The organism is Pseudomonas sp. SG-MS2, assembly GCF_009933855.1.
Classification (GTDB): domain Bacteria; phylum Pseudomonadota; class Gammaproteobacteria; order Pseudomonadales; family Pseudomonadaceae; genus Aquipseudomonas; species Aquipseudomonas putida_E.
Window position 1 is genome coordinate 130406 of sequence record NZ_MOMO01000258.1, and the last position, 20325, is coordinate 150730.

General features: G+C 63.2%; 21 protein-coding genes. 9 read left to right on the forward strand and 12 right to left on the reverse strand.

All coding sequences use genetic code 11. The features are described from left to right. Positions 1-50: 50 nt before the first annotated feature. Both BLX42_RS24840 and BLX42_RS24845 read left to right on the forward strand, forming a co-directional pair. The gene (locus BLX42_RS24840; protein WP_012312033.1) at positions 51-602 is read left to right on the forward strand and encodes a DNA-3-methyladenine glycosylase I; all 552 of its coding nucleotides are present in this window, start codon (positions 51-53) and stop codon (positions 600-602) included. A gap of 41 nt (positions 603-643) precedes the next feature. Next, a complete protein-coding gene (locus tag BLX42_RS24845) occupies positions 644-1531 on the forward strand; it encodes a lysophospholipid acyltransferase (RefSeq protein WP_012312034.1) in 888 nt (295 codons plus the stop codon). 332 nt (positions 1532-1863) lie between these two features. Here BLX42_RS24845 and BLX42_RS24850 read toward each other — a convergent pair whose 3' ends face one another. From BLX42_RS24850 to def, 5 genes are read right to left on the reverse strand one after another with little or no spacing between them, the layout of a single operon-like run. Next, positions 1864-2172: a tetratricopeptide repeat protein gene (locus BLX42_RS24850; protein ID WP_046786802.1), complete on the reverse strand. Its 309-nt coding sequence runs from the start codon at positions 2170-2172 to the stop codon at positions 1864-1866. A gap of 11 nt (positions 2173-2183) precedes the next feature. Beyond that, entirely contained in the window at positions 2184-3557 is a 1374-nt protein-coding gene (gene trkA / locus BLX42_RS24855; RefSeq protein WP_012312036.1) for a Trk system potassium transporter TrkA, read from the reverse strand. 23 nt (positions 3558-3580) lie between these two features. Beyond that, positions 3581-4891 (reverse strand): 16S rRNA (cytosine(967)-C(5))-methyltransferase RsmB, encoded by a 1311-nt coding sequence (gene rsmB / locus BLX42_RS24860; RefSeq protein ID WP_161872859.1) that lies wholly within the window; start codon positions 4889-4891, stop codon positions 3581-3583. Beyond that, positions 4888-5820 (reverse strand): methionyl-tRNA formyltransferase, encoded by a 933-nt coding sequence (fmt, locus tag BLX42_RS24865; RefSeq protein ID WP_039603240.1) that lies wholly within the window; start codon positions 5818-5820, stop codon positions 4888-4890. The genes rsmB and fmt overlap by 4 nt, the downstream gene beginning before the upstream one ends. A 59-nt stretch (positions 5821-5879) precedes the next feature. Further along, positions 5880-6386, reverse strand: a complete 507-nt coding sequence (def, locus tag BLX42_RS24870) for a peptide deformylase (protein WP_012312039.1) — start codon at positions 6384-6386, stop codon at positions 5880-5882. A gap of 206 nt (positions 6387-6592) precedes the next feature. Between def and dprA the strand changes: the two genes are divergently transcribed. The 3 genes from dprA (at position 6593) to BLX42_RS24885 (ending at position 8972) form a co-directional block, all read left to right on the forward strand. Continuing rightward, complete coding sequence (gene dprA / locus BLX42_RS24875) at positions 6593-7690, forward strand: DNA-processing protein DprA (RefSeq protein ID WP_161872860.1); 1098 nt, start codon at positions 6593-6595, stop codon at positions 7688-7690. Positions 7691-7728: 38 nt separating this feature from the next. Beyond that, the gene (locus BLX42_RS24880) at positions 7729-8286 is read left to right on the forward strand and encodes an L-threonylcarbamoyladenylate synthase (RefSeq protein ID WP_012312041.1); all 558 of its coding nucleotides are present in this window, start codon (positions 7729-7731) and stop codon (positions 8284-8286) included. Positions 8287-8669: 383 nt separating this feature from the next. Further along, positions 8670-8972 carry a hypothetical protein gene (locus BLX42_RS24885; RefSeq protein ID WP_046786804.1) on the forward strand — a complete coding sequence of 101 codons (303 nt, stop codon included), beginning with the start codon at positions 8670-8672 and terminating at the stop codon, positions 8970-8972. A gap of 107 nt (positions 8973-9079) precedes the next feature. On the opposite strand, the gene BLX42_RS24890 is transcribed toward BLX42_RS24885, so the two are convergent. Beyond that, on the reverse strand, positions 9080-10057 hold the full coding sequence (locus tag BLX42_RS24890) for an NADPH:quinone reductase (protein WP_161872861.1): 978 nt from the start codon (positions 10055-10057) through the stop codon (positions 9080-9082). Positions 10058-10191: 134 nt separating this feature from the next. Between BLX42_RS24890 and hemF the strand changes: the two genes are divergently transcribed. Further along, a complete protein-coding gene (hemF, locus tag BLX42_RS24895; protein ID WP_046786806.1) occupies positions 10192-11103 on the forward strand; it encodes an oxygen-dependent coproporphyrinogen oxidase in 912 nt (303 codons plus the stop codon). Positions 11104-11128: 25 nt separating this feature from the next. Continuing rightward, positions 11129-11953 carry a shikimate dehydrogenase gene (aroE, locus tag BLX42_RS24900; protein ID WP_046786807.1) on the forward strand — a complete coding sequence of 275 codons (825 nt, stop codon included), beginning with the start codon at positions 11129-11131 and terminating at the stop codon, positions 11951-11953. 91 nt (positions 11954-12044) lie between these two features. On the opposite strand, the gene BLX42_RS24905 is transcribed toward aroE, so the two are convergent. The 3 genes from BLX42_RS24905 to betC all read right to left on the reverse strand — a co-directional run bounded on the left by BLX42_RS24905 (position 12045) and on the right by betC (position 16222). Further along, on the reverse strand, positions 12045-13610 hold the full coding sequence (locus BLX42_RS24905) for a SulP family inorganic anion transporter (protein ID WP_161872862.1): 1566 nt from the start codon (positions 13608-13610) through the stop codon (positions 12045-12047). Between the two features lie 153 nt (positions 13611-13763). Further along, complete coding sequence (gene choX / locus BLX42_RS24910) at positions 13764-14687, reverse strand: choline ABC transporter substrate-binding protein (RefSeq protein WP_046786809.1); 924 nt, start codon at positions 14685-14687, stop codon at positions 13764-13766. 14 nt (positions 14688-14701) lie between these two features. Further along, a complete protein-coding gene (gene betC / locus BLX42_RS24915) occupies positions 14702-16222 on the reverse strand; it encodes a choline-sulfatase (RefSeq protein ID WP_177010157.1) in 1521 nt (506 codons plus the stop codon). 106 nt (positions 16223-16328) lie between these two features. On the opposite strand from betC, the gene BLX42_RS24920 reads away from it, so the two are divergent. Further along, positions 16329-17228: a LysR family transcriptional regulator gene (locus tag BLX42_RS24920; protein WP_125924436.1), complete on the forward strand. Its 900-nt coding sequence runs from the start codon at positions 16329-16331 to the stop codon at positions 17226-17228. Positions 17229-17320: 92 nt separating this feature from the next. Here BLX42_RS24920 and BLX42_RS24925 read toward each other — a convergent pair whose 3' ends face one another. Beyond that, positions 17321-17869 (reverse strand): NAD(P)H-binding protein, encoded by a 549-nt coding sequence (locus BLX42_RS24925; RefSeq protein WP_046786812.1) that lies wholly within the window; start codon positions 17867-17869, stop codon positions 17321-17323. A gap of 53 nt (positions 17870-17922) precedes the next feature. On the opposite strand from BLX42_RS24925, the gene BLX42_RS24930 reads away from it, so the two are divergent. After that, entirely contained in the window at positions 17923-18255 is a 333-nt protein-coding gene (locus BLX42_RS24930; protein ID WP_161872864.1) for a DOPA 4,5-dioxygenase family protein, read from the forward strand. Positions 18256-18303: 48 nt separating this feature from the next. Here BLX42_RS24930 and trpA read toward each other — a convergent pair whose 3' ends face one another. Continuing rightward, positions 18304-19113, reverse strand: coding sequence for a tryptophan synthase subunit alpha (trpA, locus tag BLX42_RS24935; protein WP_115273221.1), 810 nt, complete (start codon positions 19111-19113; stop codon positions 18304-18306). After that, on the reverse strand, positions 19110-20325 hold a 1216-nt coding region (trpB, locus tag BLX42_RS24940), incomplete at its 5' end, for a tryptophan synthase subunit beta (protein WP_256672100.1). The genes trpA and trpB, both read right to left, overlap by 4 nt.

Below are 20325 nucleotides of genomic sequence, written 5' to 3' on the forward strand. Positions count from 1 at the left end.
AGAGCGGGAGTATAACCTGATTCGCCTCGCCCTCTACTCATTGGAGCCTTATGCCACGCTGCTTTTGGTGTACCGACGATCCGTTGTACCAGGCCTATCACGACCAGGAATGGGGAACACCGCAGCGTGATCCGGCGTTGCTGTTCGAGATGCTTTTGCTCGAAGGGTTCCAGGCCGGCCTGTCATGGATCACCGTCTTGCGTAAACGCGAGCGCTATCGCGAGGTGCTGCATGGCTTCGACCCGGTGAAGCTTTCGCAGATGAGCGATGAGCGCATCGAAGAGCTGATGCTCGATGCCGGCATCATCCGCAACCGCCTCAAGCTCAAGGCTGTCCGGCGCAATGCCCAGGCCTGGCTGGCTGTGGATAACCCGGCCGAGTGGCTCTGGTCGTTTGTCGGCGGCGAGCCGAAGATCAACCATTTCAGTGCCCGAAGCGAAGTGCCGGCGGTCACCGACGAGGCCAAGGCGATGAGCAAGGCGTTGCAGAAAGCCGGCTTTACATTCGTTGGCCCGACCATCTGCTACGCCTTCATGCAGGCTACCGGCATGGTCATGGACCACACCACCGATTGTGATCGTTACGCCGCCTTGCTGCGCTGAGGGGTTACAATGCGCGCCTTGCTGAAATAAGGAATTGGCCTGTGGAAAAGTTCAAGGGCGCTCTGATGGTCGGGGTGCTGCGTCTGTTTGCCAAGCTGCCCTGGGGCGCGGTACAGCGCGTCGGCGCCGGGATCGGCTGGCTGATGTGGAAAGTCCCCAACGGTTCGCGCAATGTCGTGCGCATCAACCTTGCCAAGTGCTTCCCTGAGATGGACCCGGTCGAGCGCGAGCAGCTGGTCGGCCGTGCGCTGAGAGACATTGGCAAATCCTTTGTCGAAAGTGCCTGTGCCTGGATCTGGCCGCCACAGCGTTCGCTTGAGCTGGTCAAGGAAGTGCACGGCCTGGAAGTGCTGGAACAGGCCCTGGCCTCAGGCAAGGGTGTGGTCGGCATCACCAGCCACCTGGGTAATTGGGAAGTGCTCAACCACTTCTACTGCAACCAGTGCAAACCGATCATCTTCTACCGCCCGCCGAAGCTCAAGGCTGTGGATGACCTGCTGCGTGAGCAGCGGGTGCAGATGGGCAACCGTGTGGCGCCTTCGACCAAGGAAGGCATCCTCAGCGTGATCAAGGAAGTGCGCCGCGGTGGGCAGGTGGGGATTCCCGCCGACCCGGAGCCGGCGGAATCGGCCGGTGTATTCGTGCCGTTCCTGGGCACCCAGGCGCTGACCAGCAAGTTCGTGCCGAACATGCTGGCCGGTGGCAAGGCGGTGGGGGTGTTCCTGCATGCCCTGCGCTTGCCGGATGGCTCGGGCTTCAAGGTGTTTCTCGAAGCTGCGCCAGAAGAAATGTACAGCACGGATGTGAACGTGTCGGCGGCGGCCATGAGCAAGGTGGTCGAGCGTTATGTGCGCGAATACCCGAGCCAGTACATGTGGAGCATGAAGCGCTTCAAGAAGCGCCCGCCTGGCGAGGCGCGCTGGTACTGAGATTTTGGGGCGCCTTGCGCCCCTTTCCCCACAGCTACCCCGCTGCTCTCAAGCTCAGCGCAAACCCAGTGGGAGATTCTATGGTTATCAGCAAGCCATTTTCGCGCCTTTGGTGACCTATTCGTCCTGATTTTTCATCAGGGCGAATGCCGCTCGTGCGAACTTTCTAGCCAGGATTACCTTTGCGGGGCTTTCCTTTGAGTCTTGCATCGGATTTACCGGCCCTATCGCCGGCAAGCCGGCTCCCACAGGGAACGCGCAGTTCTTGAGGTCTGCACTGTACTTGTGGGAGCCGGCTTGCCGGCGATGGGCTGCAAAGCAGCCCCGGCATTTCAGGCTTTATTCAGCTTCTTGAGAAACACCGCCATCTCTTTCTCGGCCTGCTTGTCCCCATGGGCCTGCGCCGCCACGATCCCGTCTTCCCAGGCCTTGCGCGCCGCCGTCAGGTCGCCCTGCAGTTGATACGCCTTGCCGAGCAGCTTCCACGCTGCCGAATACTTGGGGTCCTGTGCCACGCAACTGGCCAGGTGCACTGCCGCTTCGGCGCCGTTGCCCTCGTCCAGCCAGGCCTTGCCCAGGCCGAACCGCAGCAGCGGGTTATCCACACCCTTGGCCAGCATTTTCTCCAGCGATTCGCGCATGCCCGCCTCCCCTAGAAGAAACTCAAGCCGACGTGGAACAGCTTCTCCACGTCGCGAATGTGTTTTTTATCCACAACGAACAGGATCACGTGGTCACCCGACTCGATCACTGTGTCGTCGTGGGCGATCAGCACCTGCTCGTCGCGGATGATCGCGCCAATGGTGGTGCCCGGCGGCAGGGCGATATCTTCGATGGCCTTGCCGATCACCTTGCTCGATTTCGAGTCGCCATGGGCCACCGCCTCGATGGCCTCTGCCGCACCGCGGCGCAGGGAGTGCACGCTGACGATATCGCCACGGCGCACATGCGCCAGCAAGGTACCGATGGTAGCCAGCTGGGGGCTGATGGCGATATCGATTTCGCCGCCTTGCACGAGGTCTACGTAGGCCGGGTTGTTGATGATCGTCATTACCTTGCCCGCGCCCAGGCGCTTGGCCAGCAGTGACGACATGATGTTCGCCTCGTCATCATTGGTCAGGGCCAGGAAGATGTCGGCATCGGCAATGTTCTCTTCGAGCATCAGGTCCTTGTCCGAGGCGCTGCCCTGCAGCACCACGGTGCTTTCCAGGGTGTCGGAGAGGTGCCGGCAACGGGCCGCGCTCATCTCGATGATCTTCACCTGGTAGCGGCTTTCGATGGCCTCGGCCAGGCGTTCGCCGATTTGCCCGCCCCCGGCGATGACCACACGCTTGTTGGTCTCGTCGATGCGGCGTAGCTCGCCCATCACGGCGCGGATGTCTTTCTTCGCGGCGATGAAGAACACCTCGTCATCGGCCTCGATCACGGTGTCGCCCCGCGGGGTGATCGGCCGGTCACGGCGGAAGATCGCGGCCACGCGGGTATCGACGTTGGGCATGTGCGCGCGGATCTGGCGCAGCTGCTGGCCCACCAATGGGCCGCCGTAATAGGCCTTGACCGCCACCAGTTGCGCCTTGCCCTCGGCAAAGTCGATCACCTGCAGCGAACCTGGGTGTTCTATGAGCCGCTTGATGTAGTTGGTCACCACCTGTTCGGGGCTGATCAGCACGTCCACCGGGATGTGGTCGTTGTCGAACAGCTCCTCGCGGGTGAGGTAGGCCGATTCACGCACCCGGGCAATCTTGGTGGGCGTGTGGAACAGCGAATAGGCGACCTGGCAGGCGACCATGTTGGTTTCGTCGCTGTTGGTTACCGCCACCAGCATGTCAGCGTCATCGGCACCGGCCTGGCGCAGGACCGTCGGCAGCGAGCCGCGGCCTTGGACGGTGCGGATATCCAGGCGGTCGCCCAGGTCACGCAGGCGGTCGCCGTCGGTATCGACCACAGTGATGTCGTTGGCTTCGCTGGCCAGATGCTCTGCCAGCGTACCGCCTACCTGGCCTGCGCCAAGGATGATGATCTTCATCCGCTACTCCCTAACCTTTTTTCTTAACCGCGCGAGGCGGCGATCTTGATCAGCTTGGCATAGTAGAAACCGTCATGGCCGCCTTCCTGGGCCAGCAGCTGGCGGCCATGGGGCTGGCGGATACCAGCTTCTGTGGCCAGGTCCAGCTCACGGGCGCCCGGCGTGCGGGCAAGGAAGGCCTCGATCACTTCGGTATTCTCGGTCGGCAGGCTGGAGCAAGTGGCGTACAGCAGCATGCCGCCGACTTCCAGGGTCGGCCACAGGGCATCGAGCAACTCGCCCTGCAGCGCGGCCAGCGCCGGAATGTCGTCAGCCTGGCGGGTCAGCTTGATGTCCGGGTGGCGGCGAATGACGCCGGTAGCCGAGCACGGCGCGTCGAGCAGGATGCGCTGGAACGGCTTGCCGTCCCACCAGCTGGCGGTGTCACGGGCGTCGCAGGCGATCAGTTCGGCGTCCAGTTGCAGGCGGTCGAGGTTCTCGCGCACCCGGGTCAGGCGCTTGGCTTCCAGGTCGATGGCCACCAGGTGCGCAAGGCCCGCTTCTGCCTCGAGCAGGTGGCACGTCTTGCCGCCTGGGGCGCAGCAGGCATCGAGCACGCGCTGGCCGGGGGCCAGTTCAAGCAGGTCGGCCGACAGCTGCGCGGCTTCGTCCTGAACGCTCACCCAGCCCTCGGCAAAGCCCGGCAGGCTGCGCACGTCGCAGGCCTCAGTCAGCACAATGCCGTCGCGGCTGAACTGGCAGGCGCTGGCGTCAACGCCGGTTTCGGTCAGCAGGGCAAGGTAGGCATCGCGGCTGTGGTGGCGGCGGTTGACCCGCAGGATCATTGGTGGGTGAGCGTTGTTGGCCGCGCAAATGGCTTCCCACTGCTCGGGCCAGAACGCCTTGAGGGCTTTCTGCAGCCAGCGTGGGTGGGCGGTGCGTACAACAGGGTCGCGTTCCATGCCGGCGAGCAGCGCCTCGCCTTCACGTTGGGCGCGGCGCAGCACGGCGTTGAGCAGGCCCTTGGCCCACGGTTTTTTCAGTTTGTCGGCGCAACCGACCGTCTCGCCGATGGCGGCGTGGGCCGGGATGCGCGTGTAGAACAACTGGTACAGGCCTACCAGCAGCAGTGCCTGCACATCGGCATCAGCGGCCTTGAACGGCTTCTGCAGCAACTGGGCTGCGAGCAGGTCCAGGCGTGGCTGCCAGCGGGCGGTACCGAACGCCAGGTCCTGGGTCAGGCCGCGGTCGCGGTCCTCGACCTTGTCCAGTTGCGCCGGCAGCGAGCTGTTCAGCGAGGCCTTGCCACTGAGCACAGCGGCCAAGGCACGGGCGGCGGCGAGGCGTGGGTTCATTGGCCAAGCACCTTGCCGGTGGCGAACTTCTCGCGGCGGCTATTGAACAGGTCGCTGAAGGCCAGGGCCTTGCCGCCAGGCAATTGCAGGCGGGTAAGGCTCAAGGCCTGGTCACCGCAGGCGACCACGAGGCCGTCTTTGCTGGCTGACAGGATCTCGCCAGGGGCGCCTTCACCTGTGGACAATCTGGCGGCCAGCACCTTCACGCTTTCGCCATCCAGAGTGCTGTGGCACACCGGCCAAGGGTTGAAGGCGCGGATCAGGCGCTCAAGCTCCACAGCCGGGCGGCTCCAGTCGATGCGTGCCTCGTCTTTGTTCAGCTTGTGCGCATACGTGGCCAGGGCGTCGTCCTGCACCTCGCCTTGCAGGCTGCCATCGGCCAGGCCGGCGATGGCTTGCACCACGGCTGGCGGGCCCATTGCGGCGAGGCGATCGTGCAGGCTGCCGCCGGTGTCTTCGGCACTGATTGGTGTGACGACCTTGAGCAGCATCGGGCCAGTGTCCAGGCCTGCTTCCATGCGCATCACGGTCACGCCGCTCTCGGCGTCGCCGGCTTCCACGGCGCGCTGGATCGGCGCCGCGCCGCGCCAGCGTGGCAGCAGGGAGGCGTGGCTGTTGATGCAGCCCAGGCGTGGGATGTCCAGCACCACCTGGGGCAAGATCAGGCCATAGGCGACCACTACCATCAGGTCCGGCTTGAGCGCGGCGAGTTCCGCCTGGGCATCTTCATTGCGCAGGGTTGGCGGCTGGAACACCGGGATGTCATGGGCCACCGCCAGCGCTTTGACCGCGCTTGGCATCAGCTTCTGGCCACGGCCGGCCGGGCGGTCGGGCTGGGTGTAGACGGCCACGATCTCGTAGGGGCTGTCGAGCAGGGCCTTGAGGTGTTCGGCGGCAAACTCTGGAGTGCCTGCAAAGACGATGCGCATGGAGGTCTCGCTTCAAAAAAGAAAAAGGCTTGCCGGAGCAAGCCTTCTGGAAGGTGGGATCAGGCTTGCTGGCGGTGCTGCTTTTCCAGCTTCTTCTTGATCCGGTCGCGCTTGAGCTGCGACAGGTAGTCGACGAACAGCTTGCCGTTGAGGTGATCGAACTCGTGCTGCACGCATACCGCCAGCAGGCCTTCGGCTTCGAGCTCGAAAGGCTTGCCGTCACGGTCCTGCGCCTTGACGCGCACACGCAGCGGACGGTCGACGTTCTCGTAGAAGCCCGGCACCGACAGGCAGCCTTCCTGGTACTGGCCCATGTCGTGGGTCAGCTCTTCGACCGACGGGTTGATGAAGACCCGCGGCTCGCTGCGGTCTTCGCTCAGGTCCATGACCACAATCTGTTTGTGGACGTTGACCTGGGTGGCAGCCAGGCCGATGCCAGGCGCTTCGTACATGGTTTCAAACATGTCGTCGATCAGCTGGCGCAGGGCGTCGTCGAACTCCGTCACCGGTTTGGCGATGGTGCGCAGGCGCGGGTCTGGGAATTCGAGAATGTTCAAAATGGCCATAGGGTCAGGCAATCACTGTGCGTTCGGTTGAAAACTGAGCATACATAATAAAGGGAATCGACGATTTCGGCACCTGGCAAGCTCGTCTAGGGTGTTTATGGGCTTGATAGCGTCCATTTAATGGACAGCTTTTCAAAGTGTTACCCACAAACTTATCCACAGGTTGTGCCACGTAAATGGCCCTGTTTCGATCAAGGATGATCTCTATGCCGTTCCACCATTCGTCGCTTTGCCCGCCTGCCGAACTGGAAGCGCGGTTACGTCTACACCGCCTGCCCGAGACGGGATTGCGTCGTTTTCACACCTTGCTGCAAGCCTTTGGCAGTGCGTCTTCAGCGCTCAGTGCACCGGCGGGTGCCTGGCGTGCGCTGGGCATTGCGCAGGCCACCATCGACGCCCGGCGCAGTGCCGAAGTACGCGACGGGGCGCTGGCTGCAATGGCCTGGATAGAGCGTCCGGGCCAGCATTTGCTGATGTGGGACAGCCCTGGCTACCCCGCGCTGCTGGGCGAAATCGATGATGCCCCGCCGCTGCTTTTCGTCGCAGGCGACCCGGCTTTGCTCGAACGGCCACAGCTGGCAATAGTGGGCAGCAGGCGTGCTTCACCCCCGGCGCTCGATACCGCCAAGGCATTTTCCCGTTACCTCTCGCAGGCCGGGTTCACCATCACCAGTGGGCTTGCTTTGGGAATCGACGGTGCCGCTCATCGGGCCGCATTGCAGGCCGGGGGAGGCACGATCGGTGTGTTAGGCACTGGGCTGCAAAAACTTTATCCACAGCGCCACCGTGACCTGGCCAAAGCGATGATCGACAGCGGTAGCACGCTGGTTTCCGAGTACCCGCTCGATGCCGGGCCGCTGCCGGGTAACTTTCCGCGACGCAATCGCATCATCAGTGGCCTGTCACTCGGCGTGCTGGTGGTTGAGGCGAGCCTGGCCAGCGGTTCTTTGATCACAGCCCGCCTGGCCGCCGAGCAAGGCCGTGAGGTTTACGCCGTTCCCGGCTCGATCCACCACCCCGGTGCCAAAGGCTGCCACCAGTTGATTCGCGACGGCGCACTGCTGGTTGAAAGCGTGGGGCAGATACTGGAAAGCTTGCAGGGTTGGCAGAACCTGCCGCCGGCAGTTGTGGATAAACCGTCCCATCCATTGCTTGCCTTGCTGCATGCTGCACCGCAGACCAGCGAGGCACTGGCTGCTTGTAGCGAGCTGCCCTTGGCGCAAGTACTGGCGCAATTGACCGAGCTGGAGCTCGAGGGCCGGGTGACCAATGAAGCCGGGCGTTGGTTTGCCCGCGCTGGCTAAGTAAACTGCGCGCATGGCTTAAATGCGGAGAGACACAAATGGTGAGCAGTTGGCGTGTGCAACAAGCCGCGCGTGAGATTCGGGCCGGTGCGGTGATCGCCTACCCGACTGAAGCGGTCTGGGGCCTGGGCTGCGACCCATGGAACGAGGACGCGGTGTATCGCTTGCTGGCGCTCAAGTCGCGGCCTGTGGATAAAGGGCTGATCCTGGTCGCCGACAACATCCGCCAGTTCGACTTCCTGTTCGAGGATTTTCCAGAGGACTGGATCGACCGCATGGGCAGCACCTGGCCTGGGCCCAATACCTGGCTGGTGCCGCACCAGGACCTGTTGCCGGAGTGGGTGACGGGGCAGCATGACACCGTGGCGCTGCGGGTCAGTGATCACCCGCAGGTGCGCGAGTTGTGCGCGCTGGTCGGGCCGTTGATTTCCACTTCTTGCAACCCAGGCGGGCGCCCGGCGGCGAAGAGCCGGTTGCGAGTGGAGCAGTATTTCCATGGTGACCTGGACATGGTGCTGGGTGGGGCCCTGGGTGGGCGGAAGAATCCGAGTGTGATTCGTAACCTGGCCACGGGCGAGATCGTTCGCCCGGGTTGACGCTGGCGAGGGCTGCGCCCTCGAATCGCCGGCAAGCCGGCTCCCACAGGGGTTGCGTGTAAGCCGGCTTGCCGGCGAATGGGCCGCAAAGCGGCCCTGAATGCTGCCAGCACATCAGTTTAGGAAAACTCCTACAACCCGCATCGAATACCATCACCTTCTCAGTGGGAAGTCCTGTCTCTAGGCTTCAGACCGTCGCCGAACAACTTGGCGATCGGGTGTGGTAGCCCGGATGCATCATTTCCATGACAGTCTATGGCGGCTGTACGCGGGAGGCTTTCGAGCCTGCCTGGATTGGAAAATGCCCGGGTCTACCACCTCGCGGACAGTCGCCACCCAATTCACGTGGTAGTGATTGGTAGCGGCATTGAGGAGCATTTTCCATGGTCAAGAAACTCGTCCCAGATCCACCACTTCCCTGCACTTCCACCCGCCCCTTCGGCCGCTGCGACGCCGGCCATTCAGCGCTGTTCAGCGTAAACCCCAACATTTCCGCCGCCGACGCCTTGGTCCACGTAGCCCTCTACCTGCGGTGTGCCTACGAGACTGGCTACAAGACGCTCGATTACCTGCGCGAAGAAGGCCGCGGCATGTACTGGTCGAACCTGCATGCGATCGAGATGGCGGAGGGGTTGGTAGAGGCGATGCTTGAAGGTATCGAGTCAGCGCCTGCGCAGCAGAGGTAGTTGTGAGGCTTGCAGGTGCTCGCCTTGGTTTTTGCATTGTTGCGTAGAACGAGCGCCGTCCACACGGCGCTCTATCTCAAAGGCTCTAAAAGCGCCAAGCCAGGCACTCAAGGCAACAAAACAGTCGAACCCACCGTCCGCCGCGCCGACAGTTCGCTCTGCGCCTTGGCCGCCTCGCTCAACGGATACCGCTGCTGGATATCCACAACCACCTTGCCACTTGCGATCACCGCAAACAGGTCATCCGCCATGGCCTGGGTGTTCTCGGCATTGTTGGCATAACTGGCCAAGGTCGGCCGTGTGACATACAGCGACCCTTTCTGCGCCAGGATCCCCAGGTTCACCCCGCTCACGGCGCCCGACGCATTGCCAAAGCTCACCATCAAGCCGCGCGGTTGCAGGCAGTCCAGCGAGGTCAGCCAGGTGTCGGCACCCACGCCGTCATACACCACCGGGCACTTTTTGCCATCGGTCAGCTCCAGCACCCGCTTGGCCACATCCTCGTGGCTGTAGTCGATGGTCTCCCAGGCGCCCAGTGCCTTGGCCCGCTCTGCTTTCTCGGCCGAACTGACGGTACCGATCAGCTTGGCCCCCAGCGCCTTGGCCCATTGGCACGCGAGCGAGCCGACGCCCCCGGCGGCGGCGTGGAACAGGATCACATCGCCCGGCTGCACGGCGTAGGTCTGCTTGAGCAGGTACTGCACGGTCAGGCCCTTGAGCATCACCGCCGCCGCCTGCTCGAAACTGATGTTGTCGGGCAGCTTGACCAGGTTGGCCTCCGGCAAGGTGTGCACCTCGCTGTAGGCGCCCAGCGGGCCGCCGCCATAGGCCACGCGGTCGCCCACTTTCAGGCGGGTGACGCCCTCACCTACCGCCTCGACTACCCCGGCACCCTCGGTGCCCAGGCCTGAAGGCAGCGCAGGCGGGGCATACAGCCCGCTGCGGAAATAGGTGTCGATGAAGTTCAAGCCGATCGCATGGTTACGCACTCGAACCTGCTGCGCCCCGGGCGGTGCCGGGTCGAACTCCACCAGCTGCAATACTTCCGGGCCGCCATGCTGGCTGAACTGGATACGCTTGGCCATCTCGCACTCCTGTTGTCGGGATCGGGAAAGGCCTTCTATCGGACGCCTTTGCTTGATCGCCGTCAACTGCGGCGCGCCAGCTGCCGGTGGTATGCTACGCGGCGAATTCTTCCCTGCCCGTTCCTGGTGACCCGATGACTAGCCGCACCGAGGCCGTGAAAGCCTACCTGCTCGACCTGCAAGACCGCATCTGCTCTGCCCTCGAAACCGAGGACGGGGGCGCCCGCTTCGTCGAGGATGCCTGGGTGCGCGAAGCCGGTGGCGGGGGCCGCACGCGGGTGATCGGCGACGGCAAGCTGATCGAGAAAGGCGGCGTCAACTTCTCCCACGTGTTCGGTAGCGGCCTGCCTCCGTCGGCCAGCGCCCACCGCCCCGAGCTGGCAGGCCGTGGCTTCGAGGCCTTGGGCGTGTCGCTGGTGATCCACCCGCATAACCCGCACGTGCCGACTTCCCACGCCAACGTGCGTTTCTTCATCGCCGAAAAAGAAGGTGAAGAGGCTGTGTGGTGGTTTGGCGGCGGCTTCGACCTGACCCCCTACTACGGCAACGAGGAAGACTGCATCCACTGGCACCGTGTGGCCGAGCAGGCCTGCGCGCCGTTCGGCGCCGACGTGTACCCGCGCTACAAGGCCTGGTGCGACCGTTACTTCCACATCAAGCACCGTGGCGAGCCGCGCGGTATCGGCGGGCTGTTCTTCGATGACTTGAACGAGTGGGGCTTCGATACCTGCTTCGCCTTCATCCGCGCCATCGGCGATGCCTACGTCGACGCCTACCTGCCGATCGTCCAGCGCCGCAAGGACACGCCCTATACCGCTGAGCAGCGCGAGTTCCAGGAGTACCGCCGCGGGCGCTATGTGGAGTTCAACCTGGTGTATGACCGTGGCACCCTCTTCGGCCTGCAGTCCGGTGGCCGTACCGAGTCGATCCTGATGTCGCTGCCGCCGCAAGTGCGCTGGGGCTACGACTGGAAGGCCGTACCTGGCAGCGAAGAAGCGCGCCTGACCGAGTACTTCCTGCAAGACCGCGATTGGCTTGCACAGTAAGCTTGTGGATAACCGAGGAGCCCTCATGGACCAGTACGTCGTATTTGGTAACCCAATCGGCCACAGCAAGTCGCCGTTGATTCACCGCCTGTTTGCCGAACAGACCGGCCAGGACCTGGAGTACGCCACCCTGCTGGCGCCGCTTGACGAGTTCAGCGACTGCGCCCGGGGCTTTTTCAAGCAAGGCAGTGGCGCCAACGTGACCGTGCCATTCAAGGAAGAGGCCTACCGCCTGTGTGACAGCCTCACCCCGCGCGCCCAACGGGCCGGGGCGGTGAACACCTTGAGCAAGCTGGCCGATGGCTCGCTGCGGGGCGATAACACTGATGGCGCGGGCCTTGTGCGCGACCTTACAGTGAATGCCGGGGTTGAACTGACTGGCAAACGTATTCTGATCCTTGGCGCCGGGGGCGCAGTGCGCGGCGTGCTGGAGCCGATCCTGGCGCATGACCCTCAGTCCTTGGTAATTGCCAACCGCACACTGGAAAAGGCCGAGCAGCTGGCACGCGAGTTCGATGAGATGGGGCCGGTGATGGCCAGCGGTTTCGCCTGGCTGCACGAGCCGGTGGACGTGATCATCAACGCCACGTCGGCGAGCCTGTCCGGCGAGCTGCCGCCGATTGCCGACAGCCTGGTCGAGGCCGGGCGCACCGTGTGCTACGACATGATGTATGGCAAGGAGCCGACGCCATTCTGCCAGTGGGCCAGCAAGCTGGGGGCGGCCAAGGTGCTGGATGGGCTGGGCATGTTGGCAGAGCAGGCGGCGGAGGCGTTCTTCATCTGGCGTGGGGTACGTCCGGAAACGGCGCCGGTGCTGGCTGAGTTACGCCGGCAGCTCGCTCGGGGCTGAGATTTATGGGGCCGCTTTGCGGCCCATCGCCGGCAAGCCAGCCCCTACAGGTACAGCGCCGGCCTCAGGCCTTGGCAAGCAGCCCCGACGATCACTCCGCAAATTGGATGGGGCAAAGCTCCACCCCTTCCAGCTTCTGCAATTCCTCGACCACCTGCGGTCTTGCCCGAAGCAAGGTCAGGCTCCCTCCGGCCCGGCGCAACCGCCGTGCCTCGCGGTGCAACATGTCCACACCCGAGTAATCGATGAAATTCACCTGGCGTGCATCGATCACCACATGCGGGCCCTGGCAACGCTGCAGGCGCACCTGCAGGTAGTGCGCCGCACCGAAGAAGATCGACCCGCCCACCCGCAGCACGTCGGCCTGGCCTTCGCGGCTCTGCTGCACGCGTGGCCGTGAAGTGCGCTTGAGGTAGAAGAACAGCGAAGCCAGCACACCGGCATAAATCGCTGTCTGCAGCTCCAGCAGCAAGGTTGCAGCAGCGGTCAGGGCCATAACCAGGAACTCCGACCGGCTGACCCTGAACAGCGCACGGATGCCCCGGTGGTCCACCAGGCCCCAGCAGATCAGCAGGATACTGCCGGCCATGGCCGGTATCGGCAGGTGTGCGATCAACCCTGCACCGGTGACGGCGAACAGCGCCACCCAAAGCGCCGAGAACACCCCGGCCATGGGCGAACGGGCGCCAGCGTCGTAGCTGAGCCCAGAGCGGGTGAAGGAGCCAGAAGACAGGTAGCCTGAAAAGAATGAACCGACGATGTTCGACATACCTTGGGCGCGGATTTCCTGGTCGGCGTCGATCAGCTGTTCGGAGCGTGCCGACAGCGAACGGGCAATCGACAGGCTGGTTACCAGGCCCAGCATACCCACCGCTACGGCACTGGGCAGCAGGCGCAGCATCAGCTCCACATCCAGTAACGGCAGTGGGCTGAGTGGGGGTAGCTGGCCGGTGAACGCTGGCACCCGCGGTACATGGCCAAAGAAACCAGGCAGCGACCAGGCCACCAGGCTGATTACGATGAGGCTTATCAACAGGCTCGGCCAGCGTGGCCGCCAAATTTTGAAGGCCACACCGACAAGGACGGTGCCCAAGCCCAGTATCAGGGACGGCAAGTCGACCTCACCAGCATGGCTTGCCAGGTCTTGTACTGTTTTAAACGCCGTGGCCTGGCTCGGCAAATCCATACCCAGCAGGTTGGGTAACTGGCCCAGGGCAATGACGATGGCGGCGCCCAGGGTGAAGCCAAGCACCACCGAATGGGAAACGAAGTTGACCAGTGCGCCGAAGCGCAGCAGCCCGAGCAGCAACTGGAAGATGCCAGCGAGGAAGGTCAGCAGCAGCACGAGGGTCACGTAATCGGCACTACCGGCCACCGCCAAGGGGCTGATGCTGGCGTAAAGGACGATGGAGATGGCGGCGGTCGGCCCGCAAATCAGGTACCAGGACGAGCCCCACAGGCAGGCGACCAGTACCGGCACGATGGCCGCATAAAGACCGTATTCGGCAGGCAGGCCGGCGATCAGGGCGTAGGCGATCGATTGCGGCAGGGCAAGGATGGCACCGCTCAGGCCGACCAGCAGGTCCTCGCGCAGGCTGCGGCCCGATTGACGGGGCAGCCAGGTCAAGAAGGGCAGCAGGTGGTTTAAGCGGGGCATGGGCAGTTCCTGATTCAAGAGCGCAGGCGAGGGCTTTGCCCTCGTTTCGCGACACAAGGCCGCTCCTACGCCAAATCGTACCCTGCGTGTAGGAGCGGCCTTGCGTCGCGAATGGGCCGCAACGCGGCCCCAGCAACCTAACAGATAAACCAATCAGAGTTTGGCGTTGACAGCCTCTTTGGCATCGCCGCCAGAAGTGGTGGTCACTCCATCAAGCCATTTTTGAAGCAGATCTGGATGCGCCTTGACCCACGCCTTGGCCGCTTCATCGAAACTGATCTTTTTATCCACAACCTCCGCCATGATGCTGTTTTCCATGTCCAGGGTGAATGTCAGGTTACCCAACAATTTTGCGGGGTTAGGGCAGGCTTGTGGATAACCTTTGCGCGTCAGGGTATAGACCTCACCCTTGCTGCCAAACCACTTCTCCCCGCCCGTCAGGTAATGCATGTTCAGTTTCACGTTCATCGGGTGCGGGGTCCAGCCCAGGAAGGTGATGAACTGCTTCTTCTTCACAGCGCGGTCGACCTGCGCCAGCATTGCCTGTTCGCTCGACTCGACCAGCTTCCATTGGCCGAGGTCGAATTCATTCTTGTCGATGATTTCCTTCAGCGACAGGTTGGCGGGCGCGCCTGAGCCGATTCCGTACAGCTTCTTGTCGAACTGATCGGCATGCTGTTGCAGGTCGGCGAAGCTTTTCACGCCGGCATCCCACACGTAATCGGGCACCGCCAGGGTGAACTCGGTGCCTTCAAGGTTGCGCGACAGCTGCTGCACATCGCCATTGGCAACGAACTTGTCATGAAAACCCTGATGCGCCGGCATCCAGTTACCCAGGAAGGCATCGACCTTACCGTCCTTGAGGCCGCCGTAGATGATCGGCACCGCCAGGCTGTCGATCTTCACCTGGTAGCCCAGGCTCTCCAGAAGCAAGCGGGCGATGGCGTTGGTGGTGGCGATGTCGCTCCAGCCGGGGTCGGCCATCCTTACGGTGCTGCATTGCGCGTCTTCGGCGTGGGCCGTGGCGGTGCCCAGGCTCAGGGCCAGGGCGAACACGATGGTGGAGAACTTCTGCATGGCGGCTTCTCTTCTCAATCCAGGGGTGCGGGCTGTGGATAACGTGCCTTGCGCTCGAGGTCGTCGAGATCGATGTGGTTGCGCATGTACTGTTGGCTGGCGTCCACCAGCGGTTGGTGGTCCCAGCTTTTCAGTTTGCCGATGGCCAGCGCTTCGGCCACCAAGCGGCGGCGCCGCTGGCTGGCCAGTACCTGCTGGCGCAGGCTGGGGATATCCCAGCGCTGGCGTGCTTCGTCGACAAATGCCTGCAGCAGCACCTGATGGTCCGGGCTGCCGGTGAGGTTCTCCCGCTCGTGCGGGTCGCGGCTCAGGTCATAGAGTAAACACGGGTCGTCTTCGCTGTACACGAACTTGTATGGGCCGCGGCGGATCATCATCATTGGCCCGACGGTACCCTCGGCCATGTACTCGCCGATCACTTGGTCGTGGCCACCCTGCCCTTGCAGGTGGCCGAGCAGCGATTGGCCGTCCAGATGCAAACTTTTATCCACAGTACCGCCGGCAAGCTCGACCAGCGTCGGCAGCAGGTCGCAGGTCGATACCGAGGCACTGACCCGGGCCGGGGCGAAGCGCTTGGGCGCGTGGACCAGCAGCGGCACCCGCGCCGACATCTCGAACCAGTGCATCTTGTACCAGAGCCCGCGCTCGCCAAGCATGTCGCCGTGATCGCCAGAGAAAATGACCAGGGTGTCGTCGGCCAGGTTGCACTCCTCCAGGGTCTGCAACAGCTGGCCGATGTTGTCGTCGATGTAGCTGCAGGCACCGAAGTAGGCACGGCGTGCATCGCGGATCTTGTCCACAGGCAGGGGCTTGTTCCACAGGTCGTACACCTTGAGCAGGCGCTGTGAGTGCGGGTCGAGTTCGTGCTGGCCGAATTCGGCGCGGGGCATGGGGATATCCACACCCTCGTAGCGATCCCAGTAGCGCTTGGGGATGGTGTACGGGTCGTGGGGGTGGGTCATGGACACGGTGAGGCAGAACGGCCGACCATCGTTCTCGCGGACATGGTCGTAAAGGTACTGACGGGCCTTGAATACCACTTCTTCGTCGAAATCCAGCTGGTTGGTACGTACGCAAGGGCCGGCCTGCAAGACCGATGACATGTTGTGATACCAGCTTGCGCGCTCGTCCGGGGCATCCCAGTTCACTGCCCAGCCGTAGTCGGCGGGGTAGATGTCGCTGGTCAAGCGTTCTTCGTAGCCGTGCAACTGGTCCGGGCCGCAGAAATGCATCTTGCCCGACAGCGCGGTGCGGTAGCCGAGCCGGCGCAGGTAGTGGGCGTAGGTCGGGATATCGGCCGGAAAGTCGGCGGCGTTGTCGTAGGCGCCAATACGGCTGGGCAATTGGCCGCTTACCAGGGTAAAGCGCGAGGGTGCGCACAGCGGGCTGTTGCAGTAGGCCGAGTCGAACACCACCGCCTGATCGGCCAGGCGGCTCAGGTGGGGCATCTGAATCGGTGAAGGGCCATATATCGGCAAGAGCGGCGCGGCCATCTGGTCGGCCATGATGAACAGGATATTCGGGCGCGTCATGATTGGCTTCCATCGTTGAAGGTTATGCGAATAGCTTGCCTATCAAGATGCGACTGCAAGTAACATGGGTAAAGCCCATGGCGGGCAATGTCTGGGATTAGTTAAGCTTATGTTTGATCACCTGACCGACTTGTCGCTCGACGCACTGCGCGTTTTCGAGGCCGCTGCCCGCTTGCGTGGTTTCACGGCTGCGGCCCTGGAGTTGGGCACTACCCAGCCGGCGGTAAGCCAGCAGATCAAACGGCTGGAGGCTCGGTTGAACACGCGCCTGTTTGACCGTATCTACCGCGGCATCGCGCTGACCGATGCCGGGCAGGTATTGTTCGAGCAGGTTCATCAAGGCCTGCAGGCCATGGATGACGGCATTGCCCTGGCCAGCGGGCGCAGCCAGCGCGAGGTGCTGCAGGTCGCCACCGACTTTGCCTTCGCAGCGTTCTGGCTGATGCCGCGGTTGCAGCGGTTTCACGAGGCTTATCCACAGGTGGACGTTAGCCTGGTGACCGGTGAGCGCAGCCAGGGGATGCTGCGGCCGGATATCGATGTGGCGGTGTTGTTTGGGGATGGGCGGTTCCACCAGGGCGAGAGCCGTTGGCTGTTCGATGAGGAAGTATTCCCGGTCTGCAGCCCTCGGCTGACTCGTGGCAAACCCTTGTCAGCCGTGGCTTTGCAACGTTTGCCACTGCTTCATCTGCGCGGCGAGCAAGCCAGCCGCTGGTTCGACTGGGCGGGGCTGTTTCGTGGCTTTGGCGTGGAAAGCCCGCCGCCGCCCGGGCAGCTACGGTTCGATAACTACACGCTGTTGGTTCAGGCGGCAATTGCCGGGCAAGGGGTGGCGATCGGCTGGCGGCATCTGGTCGATGGGCTGGTCGAGCAAGGGTTGCTGTGCCGGCCGCTGGAGGGGAGCCTGCGCTCGACGCGGGGGTATTACGTGGTGTTGCCGCCGCGCAAGCGGCGTGGGGCGCTGATCGAGCGGTTTGTGGGTTGGCTTGAAGATGAGCGGAGTCAGTGATTGGGGCTGCTGCGCAGCCCATCGCTGGCAAGCCAGCTCCTACAGGTCCATGCAGGACTTGAGCTTGCGCAGTACCTGTAGGCCCCGGGGCTCTACGTCACGAAGTTCAGATGCTCGCCCCGATGCAGATCCAGCTCGAGCATATCGGCCATCCCCGCCGCCATTCGCTCCAGGTCCATGAGTGCCTGTGGCGCATTGATCAACGTCCAGTGCAATGGGCTGCGTTGCAGCGCATCCACAACCTGGTCCACGCACTCACGTTCTGCTTCGGTGTACTTGCCCGGCGCATCCAGCACATCGAAATCGCCCACCAGCAGCACCCGGCGTATAGTCGTGCGAGAAAGCCCGGCCACCAACGCTTCGCTCATCTGCCCTTGCGCTGCAAGGTCACCCGGCGCCAGCGCCGACAACAGGGCAATCACCGCCGAGCCCCCTGCTGCGCCCTGCTCCGCCTGGTCGGCATCACCCAGCCCGCCTAGCTTGAAATGCAGGCCCGGGCGCGGCGCATGGCGGTTGAGGTCATCGACCACGGCAGTGACCTCGTGCTGACGTGACAGCAACTCGACCATCAGGGCACTGCCCAGGCTGCTTTGAGCCCCGAACAGCACCAGCTTGAACACTGGGGTTTCGGCATTTTTCACTGCATCACTCCCTTTGCGGGTGGGTGATGGTTTGACCGCAATCAGGAGACATCGTGCAGAGGATCAAGGGCTATCACGCCCACGTTTATTACGACGCATCGACTATCGAGCAAGCGCGTGAGCTGTGCGAGGAGGCGGCGCGGCGGTTCCCCGTGACCATGGGGCGCATGCATGAGAAGCCGGTAGGGCCGCACCCGGACTGGAGCTGCCAGCTGGCGTTCGGGCCGGAGGTGTTGGGGGTGGTATTGCCGTGGTTGGCGTTGTATCGCAAGGGGTTGGTGGTGTTTCTGCACCCGCTGACTGGGGATGAGCTGGCGGATCACCGCGATCATGCGATCTGGATGGGGGCTTTGCGGCCTTTGAAATTATCGGTTTTTGGCGGTTAGCGATGTGTTGGCTTCTTCGCGGACAAACCCGCGAAGAAGCCACACGGCTCAGCGCCGAGCGCCGCGCACGCCTTCAGCCAGCGCAGAGCACAGGCTCAATACATCGGCAACAGCCTGATCGGCGTCTTTGGCCTGGGCGATCTTGTCGACCAGCGCCGAACCTACCACCACGCCATCAGCCAGGCGCGCAATCGCTGCGGCCTGCTCTGGCGTACGAATGCCGAAGCCAACGCTGATCGGCAGGTCGGTATGCCGACGCAGGCGGGCGATGGCTTCGGTGACGTGCTCGGTGGTTGCCGAGCCGGCGCCGGTCACGCCTGCCACCGACACGTAATAGACGAACCCCGAGCTGCGCTCCAGCACCCGTGGCAGGCGCACATCGTCGGTGGTCGGGGTGGTCAGGCGAATGAAGTCGATGCCAGCGGCCTGGGCCGGGGTAGCGAGCTCAGCATCGTGCTCCGGCGGCAGGTCGACGATGATCAGGCCATCGACACCCGCTTCTTTGGCTTCTGCGACGAATTTCTCTACGCCAAAGCGGTGGATCGGGTTGTAGTAACCCATCAGCACGATCGGTGTGGCCTGGTTGTCGACGCGGAATTCACGCACCATCTGCAGGGTCTTGGCCAGGTTCTGGCCTGCTTCCAGCGCACGCAGCGTGGCCAGCTGGATAGCTACGCCATCGGCCATCGGGTCGGTGAACGGCATGCCCAGTTCGATCACATCGGCACCGGCCGCCGGCAGGCCCTTGAGGATCTGCAGCGAGGCATCGTAGCCAGGGTCGCCGGCAGTGACGAAGGTGACCAGTGCGGAGCGGCCTTCGGCTTTCAGCTCGGCAAAGCGTTGTTCAAGACGGCTCATGCCTGTTTCTCCTGGGCGGCCATGTGGTTCATCACGGTTTGCATGTCTTTGTCGCCACGGCCTGACAGGCAGATGACCATCAGGTGGTCCTTGGGCAGGTTTGGCGCGCGCTTGATCGCTTCAGCCAGGGCGTGCGAGGTTTCCAGGGCCGGGATGATGCCTTCCAGGCGGCAGGTGGCGTGGAACGCGTCGAGGGCCTCATCGTCGGTGATGCTGACGTACTCCACACGCTTCACTTCATGCAGGTAGGCATGCTCGGGGCCGATGCCCGGGTAGTCGAGGCCGGCCGAAATCGAGTGGGCGTCAGTGATCTGGCCGTCACCGTCCTGCAGCAGGTAGGTGCGGTTGCCGTGCAGCACGCCGGGTACGCCACCGTTGAGGCTGGCCGCATGCTTGTCGGTGTGCACGCCATGGCCACCGGCTTCCACACCAATGATCTTGACGCTCTCGTCTTCGAGGAATTCGTGGAACAGGCCCATGGCATTGGAGCCACCGCCAACACAGGCAATCAGGCTGTCGGGCAGGCGGCCTTCCTTCTCTTGCAACTGGGCGCGGGTCTCTTTGCCGATGATCGACTGGAAATCGCGAACCATTGCAGGATACGGGTGCGGGCCGGCCACGGTACCGATCAGGTAGAAGGTGTCGTCGACGTTGGTGACCCAGTCGCGCAGGGCTTCGTTCATGGCGTCTTTCAATGTGCCGGTGCCGGCTGTAACCGGGACGATCTCGGCGCCCAGCAGCTTCATGCGGAACACGTTGGCCTGCTGGCGCTCGATGTCGGTAGCACCCATGTAGATCACGCAGGGCAGCCCGAAGCGTGCGGCGACGGTGGCAGTGGCCACGCCGTGCATGCCGGCGCCGGTTTCGGCGATCAGGCGTTTTTTGCCCATGCGCTTGGCCAGCAGCACTTGGCCGATGCAGTTGTTCACCTTGTGCGCGCCGGTGTGGTTGAGCTCTTCACGTTTGAAGAAAATCTTGGCGCCGCCGCAATGCTCGGTCAGGCGCTCGGCGAAATACAGCGGGTTGGGGCGGCCGATGTAGTCGCGCTGGAAGTAGGCCAGTTCTTCGAGGAACTTGGGGTCGGCCTTGGCGGCTTCATATTCGCGGGCCAGATCCAGCACCAGCGGCATCAGGGTTTCGGCCACATAGCGGCCACCGAACGAGCCGAACAGGCCGTTGGCGTCGGGGCCGGGGCGGTATTGGGACTGGGTC